21 protein-coding genes are annotated in these 21,427 nt (G+C 61.3%); 11 read left to right on the top strand and 10 right to left on the bottom strand.

The features are described from left to right. Nucleotides 1–149: 149 nt before the first annotated feature. The 3 genes from J3P73_RS13800 to J3P73_RS13790 all read right to left on the bottom strand — a co-directional run bounded on the left by J3P73_RS13800 (nt 150) and on the right by J3P73_RS13790 (nt 2,371). Nucleotides 150–647: a helix-turn-helix transcriptional regulator gene (locus tag J3P73_RS13800; RefSeq protein ID WP_130691910.1), complete on the bottom strand. Its 498-nt coding sequence runs from the start codon at nt 645–647 to the stop codon at nt 150–152. Between the two features lie 81 nt (nt 648–728). Beyond that, nucleotides 729–1,724, bottom strand: a complete 996-nt coding sequence (locus J3P73_RS13795) for a winged helix-turn-helix domain-containing protein (RefSeq protein WP_130691908.1) — start codon at nt 1,722–1,724, stop codon at nt 729–731. Nucleotides 1,725–1,903: 179 nt separating this feature from the next. After that, complete coding sequence (locus tag J3P73_RS13790) at nt 1,904–2,371, bottom strand: MarR family winged helix-turn-helix transcriptional regulator (protein WP_011652244.1); 468 nt, start codon at nt 2,369–2,371, stop codon at nt 1,904–1,906. 47 nt (nt 2,372–2,418) lie between these two features. Between J3P73_RS13790 and J3P73_RS13785 the strand changes: the two genes are divergently transcribed. Both J3P73_RS13785 and J3P73_RS13780 read left to right on the top strand, forming a co-directional pair. Then, nucleotides 2,419–3,399: an alpha/beta hydrolase gene (locus tag J3P73_RS13785; protein WP_024321882.1), complete on the top strand. Its 981-nt coding sequence runs from the start codon at nt 2,419–2,421 to the stop codon at nt 3,397–3,399. 37 nt (nt 3,400–3,436) lie between these two features. Next, nucleotides 3,437–4,048, top strand: coding sequence for a pyridoxamine 5'-phosphate oxidase family protein (locus tag J3P73_RS13780; protein ID WP_018068667.1), 612 nt, complete (start codon nt 3,437–3,439; stop codon nt 4,046–4,048). 136 nt (nt 4,049–4,184) lie between these two features. On the opposite strand, the gene J3P73_RS13775 is transcribed toward J3P73_RS13780, so the two are convergent. After that, nucleotides 4,185–5,114, bottom strand: a complete 930-nt coding sequence (locus J3P73_RS13775; RefSeq protein ID WP_130691906.1) for an IS110 family RNA-guided transposase — start codon at nt 5,112–5,114, stop codon at nt 4,185–4,187. A 387-nt stretch (nt 5,115–5,501) separates the two neighbouring features. Continuing rightward, a complete protein-coding gene (locus J3P73_RS13770) occupies nt 5,502–6,569 on the bottom strand; it encodes a GGDEF domain-containing protein (RefSeq protein WP_018072357.1) in 1,068 nt (355 codons plus the stop codon). Nucleotides 6,570–6,917: 348 nt separating this feature from the next. On the opposite strand from J3P73_RS13770, the gene J3P73_RS13765 reads away from it, so the two are divergent. Further along, nucleotides 6,918–7,136: a hypothetical protein gene (locus J3P73_RS13765; protein ID WP_018072356.1), complete on the top strand. Its 219-nt coding sequence runs from the start codon at nt 6,918–6,920 to the stop codon at nt 7,134–7,136. A gap of 13 nt (nt 7,137–7,149) precedes the next feature. Here J3P73_RS13765 and J3P73_RS13760 read toward each other — a convergent pair whose 3' ends face one another. After that, nucleotides 7,150–8,757 (bottom strand): fumarate hydratase, encoded by a 1,608-nt coding sequence (locus J3P73_RS13760; protein WP_018072355.1) that lies wholly within the window; start codon nt 8,755–8,757, stop codon nt 7,150–7,152. Nucleotides 8,758–8,988: 231 nt separating this feature from the next. Here J3P73_RS13760 and J3P73_RS13755 point away from each other — a divergent pair, with 231 nt between their 5' ends. Beyond that, on the top strand, nt 8,989–9,816 hold the full coding sequence (locus J3P73_RS13755) for a VCBS domain-containing protein (RefSeq protein WP_024321878.1): 828 nt from the start codon (nt 8,989–8,991) through the stop codon (nt 9,814–9,816). A gap of 223 nt (nt 9,817–10,039) precedes the next feature. Here the strand turns inward: J3P73_RS13755 and fumC are convergent, their stop codons facing one another. Beyond that, nucleotides 10,040–11,431 carry a class II fumarate hydratase gene (gene fumC, locus J3P73_RS13750; RefSeq protein WP_130672675.1) on the bottom strand — a complete coding sequence of 464 codons (1,392 nt, stop codon included), beginning with the start codon at nt 11,429–11,431 and terminating at the stop codon, nt 10,040–10,042. A 60-nt stretch (nt 11,432–11,491) separates the two neighbouring features. Between fumC and J3P73_RS13745 the strand changes: the two genes are divergently transcribed. Beyond that, nucleotides 11,492–11,758 carry a hypothetical protein gene (locus J3P73_RS13745; protein ID WP_130655671.1) on the top strand — a complete coding sequence of 89 codons (267 nt, stop codon included), beginning with the start codon at nt 11,492–11,494 and terminating at the stop codon, nt 11,756–11,758. A gap of 94 nt (nt 11,759–11,852) precedes the next feature. Next, a complete protein-coding gene (locus J3P73_RS13740) occupies nt 11,853–13,766 on the top strand; it encodes a L,D-transpeptidase family protein (protein ID WP_207579651.1) in 1,914 nt (637 codons plus the stop codon). 143 nt (nt 13,767–13,909) lie between these two features. Here the strand turns inward: J3P73_RS13740 and J3P73_RS13735 are convergent, their stop codons facing one another. Continuing rightward, nucleotides 13,910–14,626 (bottom strand): HAD family hydrolase, encoded by a 717-nt coding sequence (locus J3P73_RS13735; RefSeq protein WP_197726831.1) that lies wholly within the window; start codon nt 14,624–14,626, stop codon nt 13,910–13,912. 204 nt (nt 14,627–14,830) lie between these two features. Here J3P73_RS13735 and rpiA point away from each other — a divergent pair, with 204 nt between their 5' ends. The 3 genes from rpiA to J3P73_RS13720 all read left to right on the top strand — a co-directional run bounded on the left by rpiA (nt 14,831) and on the right by J3P73_RS13720 (nt 16,487). After that, nucleotides 14,831–15,529, top strand: coding sequence for a ribose-5-phosphate isomerase RpiA (gene rpiA / locus J3P73_RS13730; RefSeq protein ID WP_130664694.1), 699 nt, complete (start codon nt 14,831–14,833; stop codon nt 15,527–15,529). A 15-nt stretch (nt 15,530–15,544) separates the two neighbouring features. Then, complete coding sequence (locus J3P73_RS13725) at nt 15,545–16,108, top strand: DUF2059 domain-containing protein (protein WP_018072348.1); 564 nt, start codon at nt 15,545–15,547, stop codon at nt 16,106–16,108. A gap of 94 nt (nt 16,109–16,202) precedes the next feature. Beyond that, on the top strand, nt 16,203–16,487 hold the full coding sequence (locus J3P73_RS13720) for an acylphosphatase (RefSeq protein WP_018072347.1): 285 nt from the start codon (nt 16,203–16,205) through the stop codon (nt 16,485–16,487). A gap of 57 nt (nt 16,488–16,544) precedes the next feature. On the opposite strand, the gene J3P73_RS13715 is transcribed toward J3P73_RS13720, so the two are convergent. After that, nucleotides 16,545–16,757: a hypothetical protein gene (locus J3P73_RS13715; protein ID WP_026170920.1), complete on the bottom strand. Its 213-nt coding sequence runs from the start codon at nt 16,755–16,757 to the stop codon at nt 16,545–16,547. A gap of 188 nt (nt 16,758–16,945) precedes the next feature. On the opposite strand from J3P73_RS13715, the gene gor reads away from it, so the two are divergent. Continuing rightward, nucleotides 16,946–18,331 (top strand): glutathione-disulfide reductase, encoded by a 1,386-nt coding sequence (gor, locus tag J3P73_RS13710; RefSeq protein ID WP_130691902.1) that lies wholly within the window; start codon nt 16,946–16,948, stop codon nt 18,329–18,331. A gap of 179 nt (nt 18,332–18,510) precedes the next feature. On the opposite strand, the gene J3P73_RS13705 is transcribed toward gor, so the two are convergent. Further along, nucleotides 18,511–19,794, bottom strand: a complete 1,284-nt coding sequence (locus J3P73_RS13705) for a pilus assembly protein TadG-related protein (RefSeq protein ID WP_018072344.1) — start codon at nt 19,792–19,794, stop codon at nt 18,511–18,513. Nucleotides 19,795–20,014: 220 nt separating this feature from the next. Between J3P73_RS13705 and J3P73_RS13700 the strand changes: the two genes are divergently transcribed. Then, nucleotides 20,015–21,388, top strand: a complete 1,374-nt coding sequence (locus J3P73_RS13700; protein ID WP_018072343.1) for a class II 3-deoxy-7-phosphoheptulonate synthase — start codon at nt 20,015–20,017, stop codon at nt 21,386–21,388. Nucleotides 21,389–21,427: the final 39 nt, after the last annotated feature.

The raw sequence follows: 21,427 nt of genomic DNA, 5'->3' as shown, positions 1-21,427 counted from the left end.
TAATCCTTTCCGAAAACCGATTCCGATTTTCGGGGTTATGCGCTACAGCGCCGCGCGTCTTTTTAGACGCGCAAAGGACGCTGTAGCACTTTGAATTGCTGCATAATTTTATCCTTAAATCGATTCCGATTTAAGGAATTATGCAGTAGTTACGGACGGTGCTGATTGTGACCGGCATCGGCCAGCAGACGGACCAGGCCGGACAGATGACGCACGCCCGTTTTCAGGAAGATGCGGCCGAGATCATTGCGAAGGGCGGCTGCACTGACGCCCAGCCTGTCAGCGACCATAGCGCGGTCATCTCCGGAGACGACCTCGAGCGCTATGTCTGTTTCCGCTTTGCTGAGGCCAAAGCGCTCGCGAAGGAATTTCTCAAGGGTGCCTTTCGAATGGACCGGATCGAGCGGCGGCGGCGCACCGATGAAGACGGCGGCCACGGCTGCGGGCTCCAGGCTGATGCGCAGGTCGCTTCCATTGAGTGGCAGGACATGCGCGGCAAGTTCGCCCCCGCTTTCGCCGGCAAGCCGAACGGACAGGCCGGCCCCGTCAAGCGCAGCCTCGTCCCTTGCCGCAATGCGGATGGCCCGCGCGAGCTCCTGCGAAGCGCGGGTCGTCGCTGCTGCAACCAGGCCGCTTCGGCCTGTCACGAACCTGCCTTCATCAAGCATGCGTTCGGCCCGGGCATTGGCGTGGAGGATTCGGCCGTCCGAATTGGTCAGGACCACGCCCTAGTGCAGGAGATCGAGCGTCTCGGCCAAGCGCAGCCGTTCGACGCTGCGGGCATCGAGGACATTGGTGATGGTGACGGCGCGCCGCAAATGGGGGAGCAGCAGCGCGCTGATGCCGATCTCGCGATGGGTGATCGGGCCGTGTCTCAAATGGCGGCTGATCACAAGTTCGGACAGATGAGTCGGTGTGTATATCAGGAACTGATGCAAGATATCGACGATGCCGCGCGGCTTCAGGCAGGTCTGCACATAGGGCGAGCTGTCCAGGTAGCTCGGCGGAAGCCAGCGGGAGGCGACATAGGGCTCATCGGGGGGTGGCCCCGTCGCGAACCATTCCCCGAGGCGGGCGTGGATCTCGGGCATATGCTTCTGTCGCTCGGCAATGCCCTCTTCTCCCCAACCGACATTCTTGTGGATGATGACGCGATGCCGGCGCAGGTCGTTCAGCGACAGGATCGCGGATTCGGCATCCATCACCGCCGCGATTTCCGAGAGCGCGGTCTCCCAGCGGGTGGGATCCAGGGTGCAATCGTAGATGACACCGATGATCCGCGACAGGTCGGCCGGCGGCAGAAGCGCCGCGTGAATACTGGCCGCGTGAGTACTGGCCGACCCGGGCGGGGAGAGGTCGACGGACGGCGGATGACGACCATCCAGTCCTGGCTTGGCGCCATTATCCTTCGCCGGTTCATGAGCGAAGACATAGCCCCGCTTCGGCAGGGATTGCAGGCGTGCACCCTCATCGCCCAGGATACGGCGCAGATCGCGCACGGTCTGAGTGAGCGCATCGTCCGTCACCACCGCCCGTTCCCAGACGGCCGCGATCAGTTCGTCCTTGGAGATCACCCGGTTCGGATTATGGAGTAAATGCATCAGAAGCGTGAAGGTCTTCGGTCGGATCGGCACCACGAAACCGTCACGGGCAAGCAGGCCCGTCTGGAGATCCAGCACAAATGCACCGAAACTGAACCGATTTTCTTCCGGAGAGACTGCCATTCGCCGTCGAACCTCTTAAATTCAACGTCCAGCACGACATCATCTTCTAGTCTTTAAGTGAACGCTAAACAAAGCGGTCTGAAAAGTCCAGACAACAACCTAAAGTCAGCCTGGCACGCGGCTGTCGCGAGCCCAAGCGGCCGCAACCATTGGACCGCGCCGGCGACATGAGACTCGCCTCAGTCTTCGTCGCGCAAATCCTTGAGCAGCACGGTGATGATGCGCTCCATGGAATCGGCGGTCGCCATGCATTGCTCGATCGGTTCGTCCGACAACACGCGGTCGATGAGGCCGGTCTGGATGGCCATGGCTTCCTCGCTCAGCTTTCGACCCTCCGGCGTCAGATAGAGGCGCAGCACGCGTTTGTCGCGCTCGTCATCGCGGCGAAGGATCAGGCCGCGCTTTTCCATCTGCGGCAGCAGCATGCTCATGTTGGAGCGGCCGACCAGCAGCTTGCGCGCCAGCTCCTGCTGCGAGATGCCTTCGAAACGGTAGAGATTGACCAGGATATCGAGGTGCGGCGGCTTGATGTCGAGATCGGCAAGCGAGCGGGCCAGCGATTGCTGCATCAGCTGGCAGGCGCGAGCCACCGCGATCCAGCTGCGAAAACGCGGATGATCCCAGGGAAGGGATTGATTTTTGTTCATCGTTGTACTTTATTGTTCAGTGTTGAACAGTCTTTTGGAATCCCACTATGGCAAACTTTGCGCTTGACGTCACCCGCCTCGGGTTCTCGGCTCTGCAGGTGATTTCGCCTGATCTGGCAGGCAGAGCGGCGTTCCAGCTGTTCTGCCGGACGCCATCGGCAAAGCCGAAGGGAGCAAAGGCGAAGGCAGCGCATGCAGCGGGTGCGGCCCGGCTTGCCGGCGCCGAACGCTTCACCCTCAGGCTTGCCGGCGGGCGCCAAGCGCATGCCTATCGGCTGAACGGCGGGGCGAGGGGCAAGCGCAAGCGCTATCTGGTGACGCATGGCTGGGGATCGAGCGCGGCATATATGGCCGAACTCGTCTCGATGCTTGCGGCAACGAGTGCGGAGGTCGTGGCGCTCGATTTTCCCGGCCACGGCCGTTCCGGCGGACGCTTCCTGCATATGGGGCTTGCGGTCGAGACGATCGCGGCGGCCGAGGAGCGCTTCGGCGCATTCGATGCGACGATCGGTCATTCCTTCGGCGGCGCGGCGCTGATGGTCTCGGCAGCGGAGCTGCTGCCTGGCGTGGCGCCAGTCAGCGGTGAGAGACTGGTGCTGATCGGTGCGCCGAGCGAGATGGGCTGGCTGTTTACCGATTTCGGCCGGATGATCGGCCTTCGCCCTGCGGCGCAAGCGGCACTGGAGAACGAGGTCCATCGCGTCACCGGACGGAGGCTTGAAGACTTCGACGCCGGCGAAGCGGCGGGCGAGATCGGCCGCCCGGTGCTCGTCATCCATGCCGAGGACGACAAGGAGGTGTCGCCTCTCCATGCCAGGCGCTATGGCGCGGCGGGAAAGGGCGTTCGGCTCCTCTGGGCGAACGGCTTCGGCCACCGACGCATCATCGGCGCCGCGCCGGTTCTTGCCGCGATCGCGGCGTTTCTCGACGGCGATCGGGAAGCTGGTGAAGCGCCTGATGAAAACATCAAAAAAGATGCGGAGATCATTCCGTTTTTTGAGCTTCCGGCAAGGCGCGCAGCATTGTAGCGTCCGTCGCGAAGATCAAGCCGCGGCGGGACGCCTCATGAAAATCATCAGCAGCATCGAAGAGCTCAACACGATCTATGGCGCCGGACTTTCGCCGGCCTCCGTCACCAAGGTGACGAAGCAATTGACCCCGCTCTATCGTGAGATGATCGAGATCTCACCGTTCGCGGCGCTTGCGACCGTCGGGCCGGAAGGACTCGACTGTTCGCCGCGCGGCGATCTCGGCGGCGTGGTGCGCGTCATCGACGACGAGACGCTACATCTGCCGGACTGGCGCGGCAACAACCGGGTCGATTCGCTCTCCAATATCGTGCGCGATCCGAGGCTGGCGCTGATGTTCCTGATCCCCGGCTCAAACACGACGATGCGCATCAACGGCCGCGGCGTCGTCTCCGACGACGAGGCGCTGCTTTCAAGCTTCGAGATGGACGGCAAACATCCGCGCACCGTCGTCGTGATTTCGATCGACGAGGTCTATTTCCAATGCGCGCGGGCTGTGATGCGGGCCGAGCTCTGGAATGGAGTGCACTTCGCCGATCCGGCAAAGCTGCCGACGCCCGGGCAGATGCTGAAGGCTGCAACCGGCGATTTCGACCAGGAAACCTACGACCGGGAATGGCCGGGGCGGGCGGCGAAAACGATGTGGTAGAGAAGCGTGCCTGCGGCCGCCGGCCTTTACTCGGCGTCGCGGCGAACTCGTCCGTTTTCTCCCTGACGGACGAGGGAGGAATACGGGGCCGCCACAAGTCTCTTCTCCCCAGCGGGGAGAGCGACTGTCTTGTTTGTCAAGCGTTTTGCCATGGTCGTCCGTCCCTTATGATGGCGTTGAGGATGGTGAGCAGCTTGCGCATGGTTGCGACGGTGGCGACGATCTTGGGCTTGCCGGCCGCGACCAGCCTGTCGCGGAAGGCCTTGAGGTCAGGGTTGTATCGGCTGGCGACGAGGGCGGCCATGAATAGGACGGCGCGTACCTTGCCGCGGCCGCCGCCGATGAAGCTCTTGCCTTTCCATTTTCCCGACTGCCGCGTCCATGGGGCAAGACCAGCCAGCGAGGCGATCTGGCGTCGGTCGAGGCTGCCGAGCTCGGGCAGTTCGGCCAGCAGCGTGCGCGCTGTTGTCGCTCCGACACCCGGCACCGAGGTCAACAGCGCCTCGCGCACCCGCCAGACCGGCGACTTGCGGATATGGCTGTCGAGATCGGCATCGAGGCTTTCGAGCTCGCGCCGCAAGGCTTTCAGCAGGCGCTTGATGCTTTCCTGCGCCTGCTTTGCCAGCGCCATGCGCAACCGGTTCTCCTCGGCCACGACCATCTGCACGATCTGGCGCCGGCGAGCCACAAGCTCGGAAAGCGCCTGTGTCTCGGCATCGCGCAACGGCCGGATCTCGGGCTTCGTCGCCAAAACGAAGGCGGCGATGACGGCGGCATCGATCGGATCGGTCTTGGCCCTGCGGCCGATCGCATGGGCATAGGCGCGCACTTGCGCCGGATTGACGACGAGCACCGTCAATCCGGCTGCGGACAATCCGGCAACCGCCAGCATCTCGAAGCCGCCGGTCGCTTCCAGCGCAATCGCATCAACACCAATGCCTTTGAGCCGCTCGACCAGTTCATCGATGCCGGCATGGTCGTTGCCGACGGCAAAGACCTCTTCTTGCGGCAGGATCGCAACATCCAGGCGCTCTTTCGAAACGTCGATCCCAACAACAATCTCCATCTGATCCCATACTTGCCTAATCGGGCTTTGCTTTCGCAAGCGGCCCTGGCGACTGTTCGGGTTCAATGGAACGGCGGACGGAGACCCAGGCTCTCCCACGGGCTTGGTGTCCCAAAGGTGCATCGGTCTTCCATCCGCCACCGCAACAGGCATTACAGCGCCAGGAGCGGGTAAAGGGAAGTTACAAAAGTGCCGGAGCGATAGCGAGGCGATGAGGGGGTGAGCGGCAAAGCCGCGAATGCGCTGAGCGCAAGCGAAGGCAACAATGAAGGGCGTGCCGCGTGGCCCCCTCATCCGACCCTGCGGAGGGAGCAAGCCGCGCGAACCGGACAGCACCCCGCCGCCATCACCTGCCGGTGACAGTGCACGCGCGGCGCCGGATCGCCGTCAGGTCTTGTAGATCAGCCAGCTCTTGGTGAAATCCTTCTGCATGCCGTCCTGATAGAGGATGGTGCAGTTGCGGCCGGCATTCTTGGCGCCGTAAAGCGCGATGTCGGTCTTGCTGTAGAGTTCGCCGGCATCATCCGCGTTGGAGGCCATGCAGATGCCGATCGAGACGGTGACCGGACCGTAATTCACCCGCGTGCGGGAATTCTTGAAGGGCGTCGTTTCCAGTGTGCGACGAATGCGCTCGGCGATCGCAGTGACTTCGTCGGGCGTATTGCCATCGACAATGAGGGCGAATTCCTCGCCGCCGGTGCGGGCGACGAAGACGTCGCGGCGGACATTGCTGCGGATCACCGAGGCGACGGTGGCGAGCACCTTGTCGCCGACCGGATGCCCGTAGGTGTCGTTGATCTTCTTGAAATTGTCGATGTCGCAGAGCAGCAGTGCCGTCACCGGCCGCATGCTCGAATTGTCGAAGATGGCGGCGAGGCGGTCATCGAAGGCGCGGCGGTTGGAAAGGCGCGTCAGCGAGTCGGTGTTGGCGATGCGCTTGTATTCGTCGAGCTCCTTGCGGACCTGATCCATCTCCTGGGAGCGCTGGACGACGTCCTCGACGGTGCGTTCGCCATGCGCCATGGTGTCACCGGTCGCCTGGCTCAGGAGATCGATGGCGTTTTCGATCAGTTCGACGCTGGCATTGCTCTTGGAGGTGATGCGCTTGTGGGTCTCGCCGAGCAGCCTGGTGTAGCTTTCGAGCGAGCTCTGCTCCTGCCTCAGGATACGCAGCAGGCCGTCGAGTTCGCCTGATATGCGCGTATGGGCATCGTCGAAGACGCGGGCCGGACTGTGGGTGAAGTGCTGCGCGCCGAGCGCATCGAGTTCGGCTTGGGTCACCTGGCCGCCGAGGGCCGCGAGCTCGCGGGTAAGGGCTGGATTGGAGCCGATATAGGCCTCATAGAAGAGTTGGTAATTGCGCGGTATCGGCGCGACGCCCATGGAGCGCATGGCATAGGTGATCTGACCCGCAACGTCGGGAACTTGCACCTTGGGCGCGACAGCCGTATTCATCCGGCGAACTCCTCATATATTCAAAGGCAATATTCTATTTGTTAGCTTAAATTTCTTGGGAAAAGATTAAAGCGATATATACCAAAGATTACATACGACAAATGCCGCATGGGGCAATACTTCGATCAGGCCTATGATTCTCCACGGAAAAACGTATCTTTAGCGAGACAGTGCATACTCGCTGAGCGGGAACGGTGTCTGAAAAACTTACAGTTCTTCTGTGCCGAAGAGCGTATTCATCTTGTCGACAGTTGGTTTTGGTCGTTTCGTATTGCAGCGCCGATATTTTGCAATGATATTTCCTGGGCAGCAGACGCGATCGCAGCTCGCAAACCAGGGTGTGAGATGATGGAAACGTCCCGCTCTAATTCTTTCGCCATCCTCGCCCTTACCGTCCTCGCCGCCGGCGCCTTGCTGCTGGAGCACACCGGCTTCTTCGCGGGGGCTTTCCGCACGGAGATCCTGGCAATGGTCGATGGCGGGGATGTGGTAAGCGTAGGCGAGGCGGTAACGGCGCATAACACAAGCGCGTCGGATAAGGCGTCGGCTCGGTACAGCAGGCGGTAACGCAGCCCGCCACTCACCCCAAATTCAGCTCCTGGAAAAAATCATTGCCCTTGTCGTCGATCACGATGAAGGCAGGGAAGTCTTCGACGTCGATCTTCCAGACGGCTTCCATGCCGAGCTCGGGATATTCGAAGACTTCGACCTTGCGGATACAGTCCTGGGCAAGACGGGCGGCGGGGCCGCCGATCGAGCCTAAGTAAAAGCCGCCATGTTTCTTGCATGCCTCGCGCACGGCGCGCGAACGGTTGCCCTTGGCGAGCATTACCATCGAGCCGCCGAAGGATTGGAACTGGTCGACGTAGCTGTCCATGCGCCCGGCGGTCGTCGGACCGAAGGAGCCGGAGGCGTAACCTGTAGGCGTCTTGGCGGGGCCGGCATAATAGACCGGGTGGTTCTTCAGGTAATCCGGCATGCCTTCGCCCTTTTCCAGCCGCTCGCGGATCTTGGCATGCGCCAGGTCGCGAGCGACGATGATGGTGCCTGATAGCGACAGGCGCGTCTTGACCGGATGCCTGGAGAGTTCGGCAAGCACGTCGGCCATCGGCCGGTTGAGATCGATGCGCACTGTCGATTCCGACAGTTTCGCCTCGTCGATCTCAGGCATGTATTTAGACGGATCGGTTTCGAGCTGCTCGATGAATATGCCATCGCGGGTGATGCGGCCCTTGGCTTGGCGATCGGCGGAACAGGAGACGCCGAGGCCGATCGGCAGCGAGGCGCCGTGGCGGGGCAGGCGGATGACGCGCACATCATGGCAGAAATACTTGCCGCCGAACTGGGCGCCGACGCCCATTTGCTGCGTCAGTTTGTGGATTTCCTTCTCCATCTCGATGTCGCGGAAGGCGTGGCCGCTCTCGGACCCTTCGGTCGGCAGCTCGTCGAGATAGCGGGTGGAGGCGAGCTTGACCGTTTTCAGGTTCATCTCGGCCGAGGTGCCGCCGATGACGATCGCGAGATGATAGGGAGGACAGGCTGCCGTCCCTAACGTCAGGATCTTCTCCTTGAGGAAGTCGATCATGCGATCGTGGGTCAAGAGCGAGGGCGTGCCCTGGTAGAGAAAGGTCTTGTTGGCCGAGCCGCCGCCCTTGGCGACGAAGAGGAATTCATAGGCGTCGGTGCCTTCCTCGTAGATGTCGATCTGGGCCGGCAGATTGTTCTTCGTGTTCTTCTCCTCGAACATTTTGACCGGCGCGAGCTGCGAGTAACGCAGGTTCTTCTTCTCGTAGGCATCCATGACGCCGCGAGCGAGCGCCGCCGTATCCTCGCCTTCGGTCCAGACCCTGCGGCCCTTCTTGCCCATGATGATCGCCGTGCCGGTATCCTGGCACATGGGCAGCACGCCGCCGGCAGCAATATTGGCGTTCTTCAGCAGGTCATAGGCGACGAAGCGGTCGTTGTCGGTCGCCTCGGGGTCGTCGAGGATCGAGGCGAGCTGCTTGAGGTGGCCGGGGCGCAAGAGATGGTTGATGTCGGCAAAGGCGGTTTCGGCAAGCAGGCGGATGCCCTCCGGCTCGACGGTCAGGATCTCCTGGCCCTTGAACGTATCGACCGAGACATGGTCGCCGCTGATCTTGCGATAGGGGGTGGCATCCTTGCCGAGGGGGAAGAGATCGTCAGCCATCGAAGTGACCTTTCTGGTAGGGCGTCGCTAGATTGGAACCGGTCTAAATCCGCCGCGGGGCAAATGCAATCAGGCTGCGCCGGAGTCCGGCCGGTTAAGCCAGAGTCGCGCGTGCTGCACCACGCGAAACGGGTGAAACTAGCGTAATCGCCTCGACAAAGACGACTCCAGGTTGCCTTCGGTTCGAGGCCAGTCCATATTCCCGGCAGCGTTAACCTGCCGGGGCTTCAAATGACAAATGCAAAGCCAACTGCTGTCGACGACCTTCTCGTTTTTTTCGAAGACAATTGGATCCGCGGGAATCTGCTGCGCCTCTCCAGCGATCCCGAGGGAGCGGACATGTATGTTCGCTTCGTCAATGGCGTGCGTATCGACGCCAAACATGGGCCTGACCACGAAACGATCATAAGGGGCGAGTACGGAACCTTCAAACTGAAACCTGACGGTCACTTCGAGTACGAGCTGGACTACACGCTCGACGTCGTGAAAAATTTAACGAAATACGATCAGCTCATCGAGAAGCTGAGCTTCAAGATGTCCGATGGCTCAGGGGGCACGGACCTCGGCGTGCTGACGCTGGCGATCGACGGCGTCAACGAAGGCGAAAAATACCATGAAAACCTGGATTTCGACGATTTGGGCGTCACCTCGAGGGCGGATAATTTCTCTCTGCCTGACTACCGCAACTTTGCGCTCTCGGTGAACGGCGGTCACGAATTCACGCTTCTGAACGGGTATGTCTATGATACCATCCCGGGCGTCGACGCCATCACCGAGGACGGTTTCAGCGATACGGTCCTATCGCCGGGTTCTGCGCCCGTAAGCTTGAAAATGCTCGATGGCGGGGAGTTCACCTTTCAGAGCGTTTCGATTGCCGAATTGTCGGCATCGCCGTTTCACCTGACGCTGACTGCCCTGAACGACGGCCTGATCGTCTATCAGCAGGAACTCGAGATCACCGACCCCAATCTCGAGGTCAATCTCGAAGACATCGACGAAATCCGTTTCGACTTCATGGGCAATTCCGTCGTGATGGACAACTTTTCGCTGTTGGTTTGAGGCTGGACAAGGACGCTTACTGGATATGCCCAGAGTCAGCCCCTCACCCTAACCTTACCGGGGTCGAGCCACCCGTATCGACCCGTCCTCCGGACCCCCGTAAAAACGGGGCGAGAGGACTTGCCATACGAGACGTGGCGGGGAGCGGAGAGGTTGCGACCTGTCCCCTTCGCCCCGTTTACAGGGAGAAGGTGCCGGCAGGCGGATGAGGGGCGGCCCCGTCCTACTTAGGCCCGATCATCGTTTCCGGGCGCACGATCGCGTCATATTCTTCCGATGTCACCAGGCCGCTGGCGAGGGCCTCTTCCTTCAGCGTCGTGCCGTTCTTGTGCGCTGTCTTGGCGATTTTCGCGGCTGCGTCGTAGCCGATCTTCGGGGCAAGTGCCGTCACCAGCATCAGCGAGCGTTCGAGGCCGGCCCTGATATTGTCCTCGCGCGCCTCGATGCCGACGACGCAATTGTCGGTGAAGGAGACGGCGGCGTCGGCGAGCAGTTGCACCGACTGCAGGAAATTGTAGGCCATCATCGGATTGTAGACGTTGAGTTCGAAATGGCCCTGGCTGTCGGCGAAGGTGAGAGCAGCATTGTTGCCGAAGATATGGATGCAGACCTGCGTCATCGCTTCACACTGGGTCGGATTGACCTTGCCGGGCATGATCGAGGAGCCGGGCTCGTTTTCCGGCAGCGCCAGCTCGCCGAGGCCGGCGCGCGGACCGGAGCCGAGCAGGCGGATATCGTTGGCGATCTTGAAGAGGGCGGCAGCCGCCGCATTGATGGCGCCATGGGAAAAGACCATGCTGTCATGCGAAGCGAGCGCCTCGAACTTGTTCGGCGCCGTGACGAAGGGCATGCCTGTTATATTGGCGATCTCCTGGGCGACCTTTTCGGCAAAGCCCACCGGCGCATTGAGGCCGGTGCCGACGGCAGTACCGCCCTGGGCGAGTTCGCAGAGGCCTGGCAGGGTCATCTCGATGCGCTTGATGGCGGAGCCGACCTGGGCGGCATAACCGGAAAATTCCTGGCCGAGCGTCAGCGGCGTCGCATCCTGGGTGTGGGTGCGGCCGATCTTGATGATGTGGCTGAATTCGGTGACCTTCATGTCGAGGGCGGCATGTAGATGCTTCATGGCCGGCAGCAGGTGATGGGCGATCCGTTCGGCGCAGGCGATGTGCATGGCCGTCGGATAGGTGTCGTTCGACGACTGGCTCATATTGACGTGGTCGTTCGGATGCACCGGCTTCTTGGAACCCATGACGCCACCAAGCATTTCTATTGCACGATTGGAGATTACTTCGTTGGCATTCATATTGGACTGTGTGCCCGAACCGGTCTGCCAGACGACCAGCGGAAAGTGGTCGTTCAGCTTGCCGTCAATCACCTCCTGGGCGGCGTCGACGATCGCTTTGCCGAGGACAGGATCGAGCTGGCCGAGCGACACGTTGGCGCGGGCGGCAGCTTGTTTGACGATGCCGAGCGCACGCACGATCGACAGCGGTTGCTTTTCCCAGCCGATCTTGAAATTGCCGAGCGAACGCTCGGCCTGGGCGCCCCAGTATCGGTCGGCGGCGACGTCGATCGGGCCAAAAGTATCGGTTTCGGTGCGGGTTGCGGTCATCAGCCTTGCCTTCCCTTACATGCTGTTTTCGGGCATCTTCGAAAGATGAGGTCTTATAGGTTGGAAAGCCGGACAAGAAAACTGGACGCCGTGCGAAATATTGAAATCGGAAGTCATGTTTGCGCGGGCTTTTCGGCGTGCTTTTTAAGCCACTTTGGAAATTTTATGCGTCCGGGCGTTTTCGCCACACTGGTCTGGGAGCGAAAATTCGGTAAAAAATTAACTAATAATTTCATAATTTTGTGTGAACTGCTGCGCGGCGCCGTGCAGGATCTCCGTCACACAAAATTGAGTCCGCCGGCGCTGGCGGCGCAGGCCGGTTTCTGATCAATGAGGGCCTACGCTGCTTGAGTTTCGCGGGATTTGAGCTTGAGCCTTGCGCTCGTGACAAGAACAGCATGACACCGGGACTGGAAGATATATGACGTTCGTTTTGAAAAGCGCGGTATCCGCATTGGCACTCTCCTGCGGCCTGGCAGTGATGAGTGCTGCTCCCGCGCATGCCTATACGCTGATGGATATGCTGCGCGGCGACAGGCAGCGGACCCAGAGCACCATCTTCATGGACCAGATGCCGCCCGGCCGCGTAGGCCAGCGCGGCGGCATCGGCGGATCGCTCGGTGGGCTCGACCCTGAGGCGCCGCTGCCGAAGGTGAGCGGTCCGCGTTATTATACCTACAAAACCGAGACGCTGCAGTTCGTCGATGCCGGCAAGTTCGCCGATCCGGTCGTCACCGGCGCGGTCGCCGATGTTTCGGGCAGTGGCGATGCTAGCGCCGAACCCGCCGTACAGCGCCGTTTCCTGGCGCAGGCCAAGGTGCGCGCCAATGCCGACGTCGCAAAGGCGCTCGAAGCCTATTACGGCGACAGCCGCAATCCGCTCGTCTGGGTCGAGGGCAACCAGATCAACGACCGCGCCAAGTCGGCAATGTCAGTTCTTGCCGATGCGGCCGTCGTCGGTCTCGATCCGGCAGATTACGCCGTCCAGACTCCTGATATCGACCCGGCTAATCCCGATCCCGCCTTCCGCGACCGGGCGCTGACACAGTTCGAGCTTGAACTCTCCGCCAAGGTGCTCGCCTTCGTCCAGGATACGGTGCGCGGCCGCATCGATCCGAACAAGATCTCCGGCTATCACGACTTCCAGCGCAAGGTGGTCAATCTGGCCCCGGTGCTGAAGCTTGCCCGCATGAGCCCCGATGTCGGCGCCTACATCGCCAGTCGCTCGCCTGATAGTCCGCAGTTCCTGGCGCTCAAGGCGGAGCTTGCAAAGCTTCGCGCCGCCGATGGCGGCAATGAGGAGCGAATCGTCGTTTCGCTCGACAATTTGCTGAGGCCTGGCGACAGCTCGCCCGAGATTGCCAATATCGTCAAGGCGATCGGCAAGCACGGCTCCGAAACACTGAGGACCGATCATGCGGCAACGCTTGCTGCTTACGCAGGCAGCAGCGACTATTCGCCTGACATCGTTTCGCTGGTCGAGGACTTCCAGAAGGAGCGCGGGCTGAAGTCCGATGGCGTTATCGGCCAGGCGACCGTGCGCGCCATGACCGGCGGCGACACCAATGCCTCGAAGATCGACAAGCTCCTCGTCGCCATGGAGCAGGCGCGCTGGCTGCCGGAAGATCTCGGTTCCCGGTACGTCATGATCAACCAGCCCGCTTACATGGTCTACTACCATAATGACGGCAAGGAACAGCTGTCGATGCGCGTGGTGGTCGGCGGCAAGAACAACCAGACCTATTTCTTCGACGACGAGATCGAGACGGTGGAATTCAACCCTTTCTGGGGCGTGCCGCAGTCGATCATCATCAACGAGATGCTGCCGAAGCTGCGCTCGGATCCGAACTATCTCGACCAGCTCGGTTATGAAGTCGAGGTGAACGGCCATGCCGTCGCCTCTTCAAGCGTCGACTGGTACGGCTCGACCGATAACGTCTCGGTACGCCAGCCGCCGAGCAGCGACAATGCGCTCGGCGAACTGAAGATCCTGTTCCCGAACAGCCACGCGATCTACATGCACGACACGCCGTCGAAGAGCTTCTTCAAGCGCGACATGCGGGCGCTGAGCCACGGTTGCGTGCGCCTTGCCGATCCGCGTGCGATGGCGGCTGCCGTGCTCAGCACGACGGTCGACGATGTCGCCAAGCAGATCGCCAGCGGGCAGAACCATGCGGTGCGCGTGCCGCAGAAGATCCCGGTCTACGTCTCCTACTTCACGGCTTGGCCGAACAAGGACGGCGTGGTGGAATATTTCGACGACGTCTACGGCCGCGACGCCTATGTCGACAAGGCCTTCGACGCGACGACCAAGGCACGTGGGGCGCAGATCTGATAATCGGATCGGATTAGCGATGCTGGCGGGCGGTCTTTGGGCCGCCCGTTTTTGTTTTTGGCGGTGATTACGGAATGGGAACAAAGTGGAGAGGGCGCGCACTGTGTGGCACCCCAGCAGAAAGCGGGGGCGCGGCTCCGGTCTCAGACGGCAACCTTCTCCGCGTATTCCCGTAACAGCCTTTCCACCAGCTCCGATGTCAGCTCATCGAAATGGGTGATGATAACATCCGGATCGAGGCTCGAAACCGGCACGTCGGAATAACCGAACGGCACGGCAATCGAGGGCACGCCGGCATTCTTGGCAACGGCGATGTCGTTGCTGCTGTCGCCAATCATCACCGTGCGCGCGACGTCGCCACCGGCGCGTTCGATGGTGCCGGTGAGGTGGCGGGCGTCGGGCTTGCGCACGGGGAAGGTGTCGCCGCCTGATATCGCGTCGAAATATCGGGTGAGGTCGAGCTTGTCGAGCAGGCCGAGTGCCAGGCTTTCCATCTTGTTGGTGCAGACGGCGAGGCGGTGACCTTCGGATCTAAGCCGGTCCATGGCGGCGACCAGGCCGGGATAGGGTTCGGTACGGCCTGGCATGTTGCCGGCATAGTGGGCAACGAAACGCTCGACCAGCGGCGGCAGGGCGTCGCCTTCAAGCGGATGGCCGCGCAGCCGGCAGGCGCGCTCGATCATCACGCGCGCGCCCTGGCCGACGAGATGGGTGAGGTCGTCGTAGCTGACCGGTTCGAGGTCAAGCGCCGAGATCGTATGGTTCAGGCTCTCGACCAGGTCCACATGGGTATCGAGAAGGGTGCCGTCGAGATCGAAGACGACGAGCGCTTGGCGAGCAGGGGCAGGGGTCAAGGGCATGTCTCTTTGAGCGATGGTCGTCTTGAGGAGCGATGGATCGTCCTGAGGTAGGCGATCGCGCGGCGGAAAGCAACGTCCGGCGATGGCCGGGAAGGCCGCAGGCCTCTGTTTCGGCTTTTCATTTTCCGTGATGATTTTGACTTTCGTTTGCCAGGCGAGCCGTGTAAACAGCACATCCAACGCAATAATCGGAGCTGGCGGCGCATGGATGCCCGCGAAATGAAGATCAAGGCCGCCGAGGCCGCACTCGCCCATGTCGAAGGCGGGATGCGTCTCGGGATCGGCACCGGCAGCACGGCGGAAGAATTCGTTCGCCTGCTGGCAGAGAAGGTCGCGGGCGGCTTCAGGGTCGAAGGCGTTCCGACGTCCGAAAGAACCGCGCGGCTCTGCGTCGAACTCGGCGTGCCGCTGAAGTCGCTCGACGAACTGCCGGCGCTCGACCTGACGATCGATGGCGCCGACGAGGTCGATACGGGGCTCAGGCTGATCAAGGGCGGCGGCGGTGCACTGCTGCGCGAAAAGATCGTCGCAGCCGCCTCCGAGCGGATGATCGTCATTGCCGACGAGAGCAAGTTGGTCGAAATGCTCGGCGCCTTCGCGCTGCCGATCGAGGTCAATCCTTTCGGGCTCGTCTCGACGCGCATCGCGATCGAAAAGGTCGCGGCCCGGCTCGGCCTCTCGGGTGAACTCGCTCTGCGCCAGTCGGGTGACGGAGAGTTTACCACGGATGGCGGCCATCACATCATCGATGCATCTTTTGGCCGCATTCCTGATGCAGAGGCGCTTTCGAGCGAGCTGAATTCCATACCCGGCGTCGTCGAACACGGGCTCTTTATCAATATGGCGGCACTTGCGATTATTGCCGGTCCTGCGGGTGTGCGCACACTGCAGGCAAACAGATAACAGGAGCGTATACTCATGATGAACATTGCAGGTCTTGGCCGTCTCGCCGCTGCGACCGTCGTTCTTTCCGGGCTTGCTTTCGGCTCCGCCGTTAAGGCGCAGGAAGTCTCCGAGGAGCAGCTGAAGGCATCTCGCGCGGCGATCGACGCCATTGGCGCCACTGCCCAGTTCGACAATATCCTGCCGGGTCTCGCCGAGCGCCTGAAGGCCGGCCTGATCCAGGATTCGCCGAACTACCAGGACATCATTTCGTCGACGGTCGACGCGCAGGCGCTGGCGCTGGCGCCGCGCCGCGGCGATCTGGAGAAGGAGGCGGCACTCACCTATGCCAAAACCTTCACCGTCGATGAGCTGAAGGCGATCGCTGACTTCTATAATTCCGACATCGGCAAGAAGCTGCTGCGCGACGGTCCAGTCGCCTCGCGCGAGACGGCGAAGGCTGCCGACATCTGGGCACAGGGCATTTCCCGCGACCTGGAAAAGCAGAGCAACGCCGAGCTTTCCAAGGTGATCAAGGCGCCGCCGCCGGCAACCGACAGCCCCGCCGCTCCGGCTCCCGCACCGGCTGCCCAGCAGTAAGGCTTGCCCCGTCAATTTGCGAAAGCCCGGCATCGTCCGGGCTTTTTTGCTATGATGCGGCAAATGCCGCCGGCGAGGTTTCAGGTGACTGCAGATGTCCGATCATGACAAGGCTGTCCGAGTGCGGATATCCGGCAAGGTCCAGGGTGTCGGTTTTCGCTTTTGGACGCGCGACGAGGCCGTACGGCTCGGTTTGACGGGCTGGGTTCGCAATGAAGAGGACGGGGCCGTCGTCGCTGTGATCGCAGGACCCGACAGCGCCATCTCGACGATGATCGAGCGTTTCAGGCGCGGGCCCTCGGGGGCGTCGGTTTCGGGCGTCGAGACGGAAGCAGCCCAGCTTGAGAAGAACCCGACGGATTTCCACATTACCCGCTGAGAGCATCAATCGCTAGGCAGATGCAATTGGCGTCGCATATGCGCCGGAATTCAGTCCCTATGCGTTCGGGTTCTTTGCAAGTTGCCACACGCCGTCCTCATCCGGTTCCACGCGCTTGTTGCCGCGGTAGAAGATCGGCAGTCTCGTCTTCTTGTCGATCGAGAAACGGCTCGGCGTGTATTTTTCGTCCTCATGGCCCTGAATGGCGAGGCCGAGCGCTTCCTTGAATTTGCCAGCCCTGCACAGGTTGGTGAAGAGAGTTTGATCCATTTTTTGCTCCGGCATTCTTTTCCATCCCATGGATTGCCTGCCAGCCTCGGCTGACCGGGTCAATCGCAGCCGTTTACAACGAAGATTCGGCGATGGGAACGGGATGACGCAGGAGCGGGCTTTTGTTTTCGTGATGATCGCCCCTATATCAGGAACATTCTTCCTGCGATTCCCTTCCGGAGCTCCTCATGTCTTCCTACGACTACGACCTCTTCGTCATCGGTGGCGGTTCCGGAGGCGTGCGTGGCGCGCGTGTCGCCGCCTCGCTCGGCAAGAAGGTGGCGATCGCCGAGGAATACCGCTACGGCGGCACATGCGTGATCCGCGGCTGCGTGCCGAAGAAGCTCTTCGTCTACGCCTCGCAGTTCCATGAGCATTTCGAGGATGCCGCGGGCTTCGGCTGGACGGTCGGCGAAAGCACCTTCGACTGGAAGAAGCTGGTGGCGGCCAAGGATGTTGAAATCGCCCGTCTGGAGGGCCTCTACAAGAAAGGTCTCGCCGGCGCCAATGCCGAAATCCTGGAAACGCGCGCAGAGCTCGTCGATGCCCATACGGTCCGGCTGCTGAAGACTGGACAGACGGTGACGGCCAAGACGATCGTGATCGCCACCGGCGGACGGCCGAACCCGCATGCAGCCCTTCCCGGTCACGAACTCTGCATCTCCTCCAACGAGGCCTTTCATCTTGAAGAGCTGCCGACATCGATCGTCATCGCCGGTGGCGGCTATATTGCCGTCGAGTTCGCCAATATCTTCCATGGCCTCGGCGTCGAGACGACGCTGATCTATCGCGGCGCCGAGATCCTGTCGCGCTTCGACGAGGATCTGAGACGCGGGCTGCACGAGGCTATGGTCGCCAAGGGTATCCGCATCCTCTGCCACGACACGCTGCAGAAGGTTTCGAAGGGTGAGGACGGGCTCATTCTGGAGACGCTGAATAGCGGCACGTTGCAGGCCGGCGTCGTCATGCTGGCGCTCGGGCGCGATCCGAACACCGAAGGCCTTGGCCTTGAGGCGGCCGGCGTCGCCGTCGACGAACGCGGCGCCGTTATCGTCGATGAATATTCCCGCACCAATGTTGAAAACATCTATGCGCTCGGTGATGTCACCAACCGGGTACAGCTGACGCCGGTGGCGATCCACGAGGCGATGTGCTTCATCGAGACCGAATACAAGAACAATCCGACCCGGCCGGACTACGAGCTGATCCCAACCGCCGTCTTCTCGCAGCCGGAGATCGGCACTGTCGGCCTCTCGGAAGAGGATGCGGGCAAACGTTACGGCGAGCTCGAGGTTTACCGCGCCCAGTTCCGGCCGCTGAAGGCCACGCTTTCCGGCCGAGCCGAGCGGATGATCATGAAGTTGATCGTCGATGCGGCGAGCCGCAAGGTGGTGGGCGCCCATATCCTCGGCCACGACGCCGGCGAGATGGCGCAGTTGCTGGGCATCACACTGAAGGCCGGCTGCACCAAGGACGATTTCGACCGCACCATGGCGCTGCATCCGACCGCCGCCGAAGAGCTCGTGACCATGTATGCGCCGAGCTATCGGATCCGCGACGGCAAGCGGCTTTGAGCCGCGACGGGCTTTAGCTCTTTGTTTTATCTATCTCGTTGACCCGGAACCGCTGCACACTTCCGGGCAACATGTATCAGAGCGCCGTGCGTCCCTTCGGACGCACAAGGGACGCTCTAACTTTTTGAATCTACGCATCGTGCTTTCCGAAAATCGATTCTGATTTTCGGGCCGATGCGCTAGCTGGTGATGCGCGGCGCCCGGATGACCTTGAGGAAAAGCGCCTTCATCGCATCGGTGATGCCTTCGGTCGGCGTTACTTCGAAATAGAAGCCGGGCGAGGCGCATGCCTGCATCTTCGTCGGGATCTCGCTCTGGAAGGGCTTGATCCATGTATTGTACCAATCGTTGCTCGGCAACGGCAGGTAGGTGGTGTAGAGCACGGCGATCTTGACGCCGCGGTCCTTCAGCGGTTTGCAGAAAGAGGTGTCGATCGGTTCCTGACAGCGGCCGCCAGTCGTCTTCTTAGTGCATCCCGACGGCTTGTAGCTGTCGCCGACGCCGTCGGAAACGAAGAACAGGATCTTTTCGGGGCTGATATTCGACGTGCCGTCACCGGCCGGATCGATGATGGTATTCATCTGCGTCAGCGCGCTATCGAAGCTCGTGAGCTGGTCCTGGTTGTAGTTCTGGTAGGGAATGGTCATCAGGTCGACGGCGTCGGTGTAATTCTTCACCTTCGTCAGGTCGGAGGTGGGGCTGGAGATCGTCGTCAGCTTGGCGTCTTCGGCTTTGGTGCCGAAAGTATAGACGCCCATGCGGAACTGGTCGCTGCTGACGCGTTCGGTCTTGGCCGTATCGGTCAACGCCTGGGTTGCCTGGCGCACGACGTCGATGCGCATGGCGACGCCGAGGCTCTTGGCGATGGTGTAGTTGTTGGTGCTCTGGTCCATCTGATGGCAGGCAAAGGCGCAGCCTGTTTTGGCCTGCAGCTTGGAAACATCGGTCGCGGTTGCGCCGACGCCCATGGAAGGCGTGTTGTCGAGCAGGATGTAGAAATCCATGAAGGCGGCGGTTTGATACTCGGCCGTCGCCGAGCCTGAGATCGTGATCGAGTCCCGGCCGAGGATGCGCATGAAGGTGGTGGGCACGGTCGCGCTGAAGGAAACCTGTGAATTCAGCTTGTTGGCGGTCTTGATGACGTCGATGCCGAGATCGACATGAACGTCGGTCAGCTCCCCGGACATTTGAGACATGAAAATGCTGCGGGCGTCGTCTTTGCCGAGCGAGATCGTGCCGTTGCCGCTCATGGTCATGGCGGCTGCGACCGCGCCGGATTTCTCGGCGATCGAACCGACGGCGGCAGCATCGGCGGCGGCGTAAAGCTGTGTCCTCAGGCTGAGCGCATGGGCGAAATCCACCGCCATGCCGGCCGCACCGAAGAGCGGTACGACCAGCAGCGCCGTCATGATGCCAAAATTGCCCGAGCGGTCCGATATGAAACCGGGCGGAAGGATCGCCATGCCATGTCCCCGATGTTGAAACTCTTTGCGGTTCTACATTGAAAGTCTAAAATATGGGGAAATCGACATGGTATATGCGGGTTTAACCAGACAACGGCGGGGCGGCGGTAGTGAGGCGACAACTGTCGGCGATTGGTCTTTGCAAGCCTGACCTAAAGGTCTATAAGCCGCCGCATATTGAGGGCATCCTGAGGTATGGATGTGAGAACAGGTGAGTGAGATGGCAGAGAATTGGACCCCGAGTAGCTGGCGGCAAAAACCGATCCTGCAGGTTCCCGAATATCCCGACGCAGCCGCTTTGGCGGCAACGGAAGCCACGCTTGCCAGCTATCCGCCGCTTGTCTTTGCAGGTGAGGCGCGCCGCCTGAAGAAACATCTCGCCAATGTCGCCGAAGGCAACGGCTTCCTGCTGCAGGGCGGCGACTGCGCCGAGAGCTTCGCCGAGCACGGCGCCGACAATATCCGCGACTTCTTCCGCGCCTTCCTGCAGATGGCCGTCGTGCTGACTTTTGGCGCGCAGCTGCCGGTCGTGAAGGTTGGTCGCATTGCCGGCCAGTTCGCCAAGCCGCGTTCGTCGAATGTCGAGAAGCAGGGCGACGTGACGCTGCCGGCCTATCGCGGCGACATCATCAACGGCATCGAATTCACCGAGGAGTCGCGCATTCCGAACCCGGAACGCCAGGCCATGGCCTACCGCCAGTCGGCCGCGACGCTGAACCTTCTGCGCGCCTTTGCGATGGGCGGCTACGCCAATCTCGAAAACGTGCATCAGTGGATGCTCGGCTTCGTCAAGGACAGCCCGCAGGGCGAGCGCTACCGCAAGCTTGCCGATCGCATCAGCGAAACCATGGATTTCATGAAGGCGATCGGGATCACCTCGGAAAACCAGCCGGCGCTGCGCGAGACCGATTTCTTCACCAGCCACGAGGCGCTGCTGCTCGGCTATGAGGAGGCGCTGACCCGCGTCGATTCCACGTCGGGCGACTGGTATGCAACGTCGGGCCACATGATCTGGATCGGCGACCGTACGCGCCAGGCCGACCATGCGCATGTCGAATATTGCCGCGGCATCAAGAACCCGATCGGCCTGAAATGCGGCCCGTCGCTGCAGGCTGACGACCTGCTGCAACTGATCGACATCCTGAATCCTGCCAACGAGGCCGGGCGCCTGACGCTGATCTGCCGCTTCGGCCACGAAAAGGTCGCCGACAGCCTGCCGAAGCTCATTCGCGCCGTCGAGCGCGAGGGCCGCAAGGTCGTTTGGTCCTGCGATCCGATGCACGGCAACACGATCACGCTCAACAACTACAAGACCCGTCCCTTCGAGCGGATCCTGTCGGAAGTCGAAAGCTTCTTCCAGATCCACCGCGCCGAAGGCTCTCATCCCGGCGGCATCCATATCGAGATGACCGGCAAGGACGTGACCGAGTGCACCGGCGGCGCCCGCGCGGTCTCTGCAGAAGACCTGCAGGACCGCTACCACACCCATTGCGATCCGCGCCTCAACGCCGACCAGGCGCTCGAGCTGGCCTTCCTGCTTGCCGAGCGCATGAAGGGCGGCCGCGACGAAAAGCGCATGGTCGCGAACGGCTGAGATCAGCCTAAAATGAATGAAGAAAAGCCCGGTTCGCCG

It is taken from the genome of Rhizobium ruizarguesonis (genome assembly GCF_017357285.1).
In the GTDB taxonomy this organism is placed as follows: domain Bacteria; phylum Pseudomonadota; class Alphaproteobacteria; order Rhizobiales; family Rhizobiaceae; genus Rhizobium; species Rhizobium ruizarguesonis.
The sequence above is the reverse complement of the archived record's forward strand: the minus strand, read 5'-3'. Positions and strand labels throughout refer to the sequence as shown.

What these genes read in the sequence shown, in the direction of transcription:
- J3P73_RS13795 (WP_130691908.1), bottom strand. Translation starts at nt 1,724, where the DNA reads ATGGCAGTCTCTCCGGAAGAAAATCGGTTCAGTTTCGGTGCATTTGTG.
- J3P73_RS13790 (WP_011652244.1), bottom strand. Translation starts at nt 2,371, where the DNA reads ATGAACAAAAATCAATCCCTTCCCTGGGATCATCCGCGTTTTCGCAGC.
- J3P73_RS13785 (WP_024321882.1), top strand. Translation starts at nt 2,419, where the DNA reads ATGGCAAACTTTGCGCTTGACGTCACCCGCCTCGGGTTCTCGGCTCTG.
- J3P73_RS13780 (WP_018068667.1), top strand. Translation starts at nt 3,437, where the DNA reads ATGAAAATCATCAGCAGCATCGAAGAGCTCAACACGATCTATGGCGCC.
- J3P73_RS13775 (WP_130691906.1), bottom strand. Translation starts at nt 5,114, where the DNA reads ATGGAGATTGTTGTTGGGATCGACGTTTCGAAAGAGCGCCTGGATGTT.
- J3P73_RS13770 (WP_018072357.1), bottom strand. Translation starts at nt 6,569, where the DNA reads ATGAATACGGCTGTCGCGCCCAAGGTGCAAGTTCCCGACGTTGCGGGT.
- J3P73_RS13765 (WP_018072356.1), top strand. Translation starts at nt 6,918, where the DNA reads ATGGAAACGTCCCGCTCTAATTCTTTCGCCATCCTCGCCCTTACCGTC.
- J3P73_RS13760 (WP_018072355.1), bottom strand. Translation starts at nt 8,757, where the DNA reads ATGGCTGACGATCTCTTCCCCCTCGGCAAGGATGCCACCCCCTATCGC.
- J3P73_RS13755 (WP_024321878.1), top strand. Translation starts at nt 8,989, where the DNA reads ATGACAAATGCAAAGCCAACTGCTGTCGACGACCTTCTCGTTTTTTTC.
- fumC (WP_130672675.1), bottom strand. Translation starts at nt 11,431, where the DNA reads ATGACCGCAACCCGCACCGAAACCGATACTTTTGGCCCGATCGACGTC.
- J3P73_RS13740 (WP_207579651.1), top strand. Translation starts at nt 11,853, where the DNA reads ATGACGTTCGTTTTGAAAAGCGCGGTATCCGCATTGGCACTCTCCTGC.
- J3P73_RS13735 (WP_197726831.1), bottom strand. Translation starts at nt 14,626, where the DNA reads ATGCCCTTGACCCCTGCCCCTGCTCGCCAAGCGCTCGTCGTCTTCGAT.
- rpiA (WP_130664694.1), top strand. Translation starts at nt 14,831, where the DNA reads ATGGATGCCCGCGAAATGAAGATCAAGGCCGCCGAGGCCGCACTCGCC.
- J3P73_RS13725 (WP_018072348.1), top strand. Translation starts at nt 15,545, where the DNA reads ATGATGAACATTGCAGGTCTTGGCCGTCTCGCCGCTGCGACCGTCGTT.
- J3P73_RS13720 (WP_018072347.1), top strand. Translation starts at nt 16,203, where the DNA reads ATGTCCGATCATGACAAGGCTGTCCGAGTGCGGATATCCGGCAAGGTC.
- J3P73_RS13715 (WP_026170920.1), bottom strand. Translation starts at nt 16,757, where the DNA reads ATGGATCAAACTCTCTTCACCAACCTGTGCAGGGCTGGCAAATTCAAG.
- gor (WP_130691902.1), top strand. Translation starts at nt 16,946, where the DNA reads ATGTCTTCCTACGACTACGACCTCTTCGTCATCGGTGGCGGTTCCGGA.
- J3P73_RS13705 (WP_018072344.1), bottom strand. Translation starts at nt 19,794, where the DNA reads ATGGCGATCCTTCCGCCCGGTTTCATATCGGACCGCTCGGGCAATTTT.
- J3P73_RS13700 (WP_018072343.1), top strand. Translation starts at nt 20,015, where the DNA reads ATGGCAGAGAATTGGACCCCGAGTAGCTGGCGGCAAAAACCGATCCTG.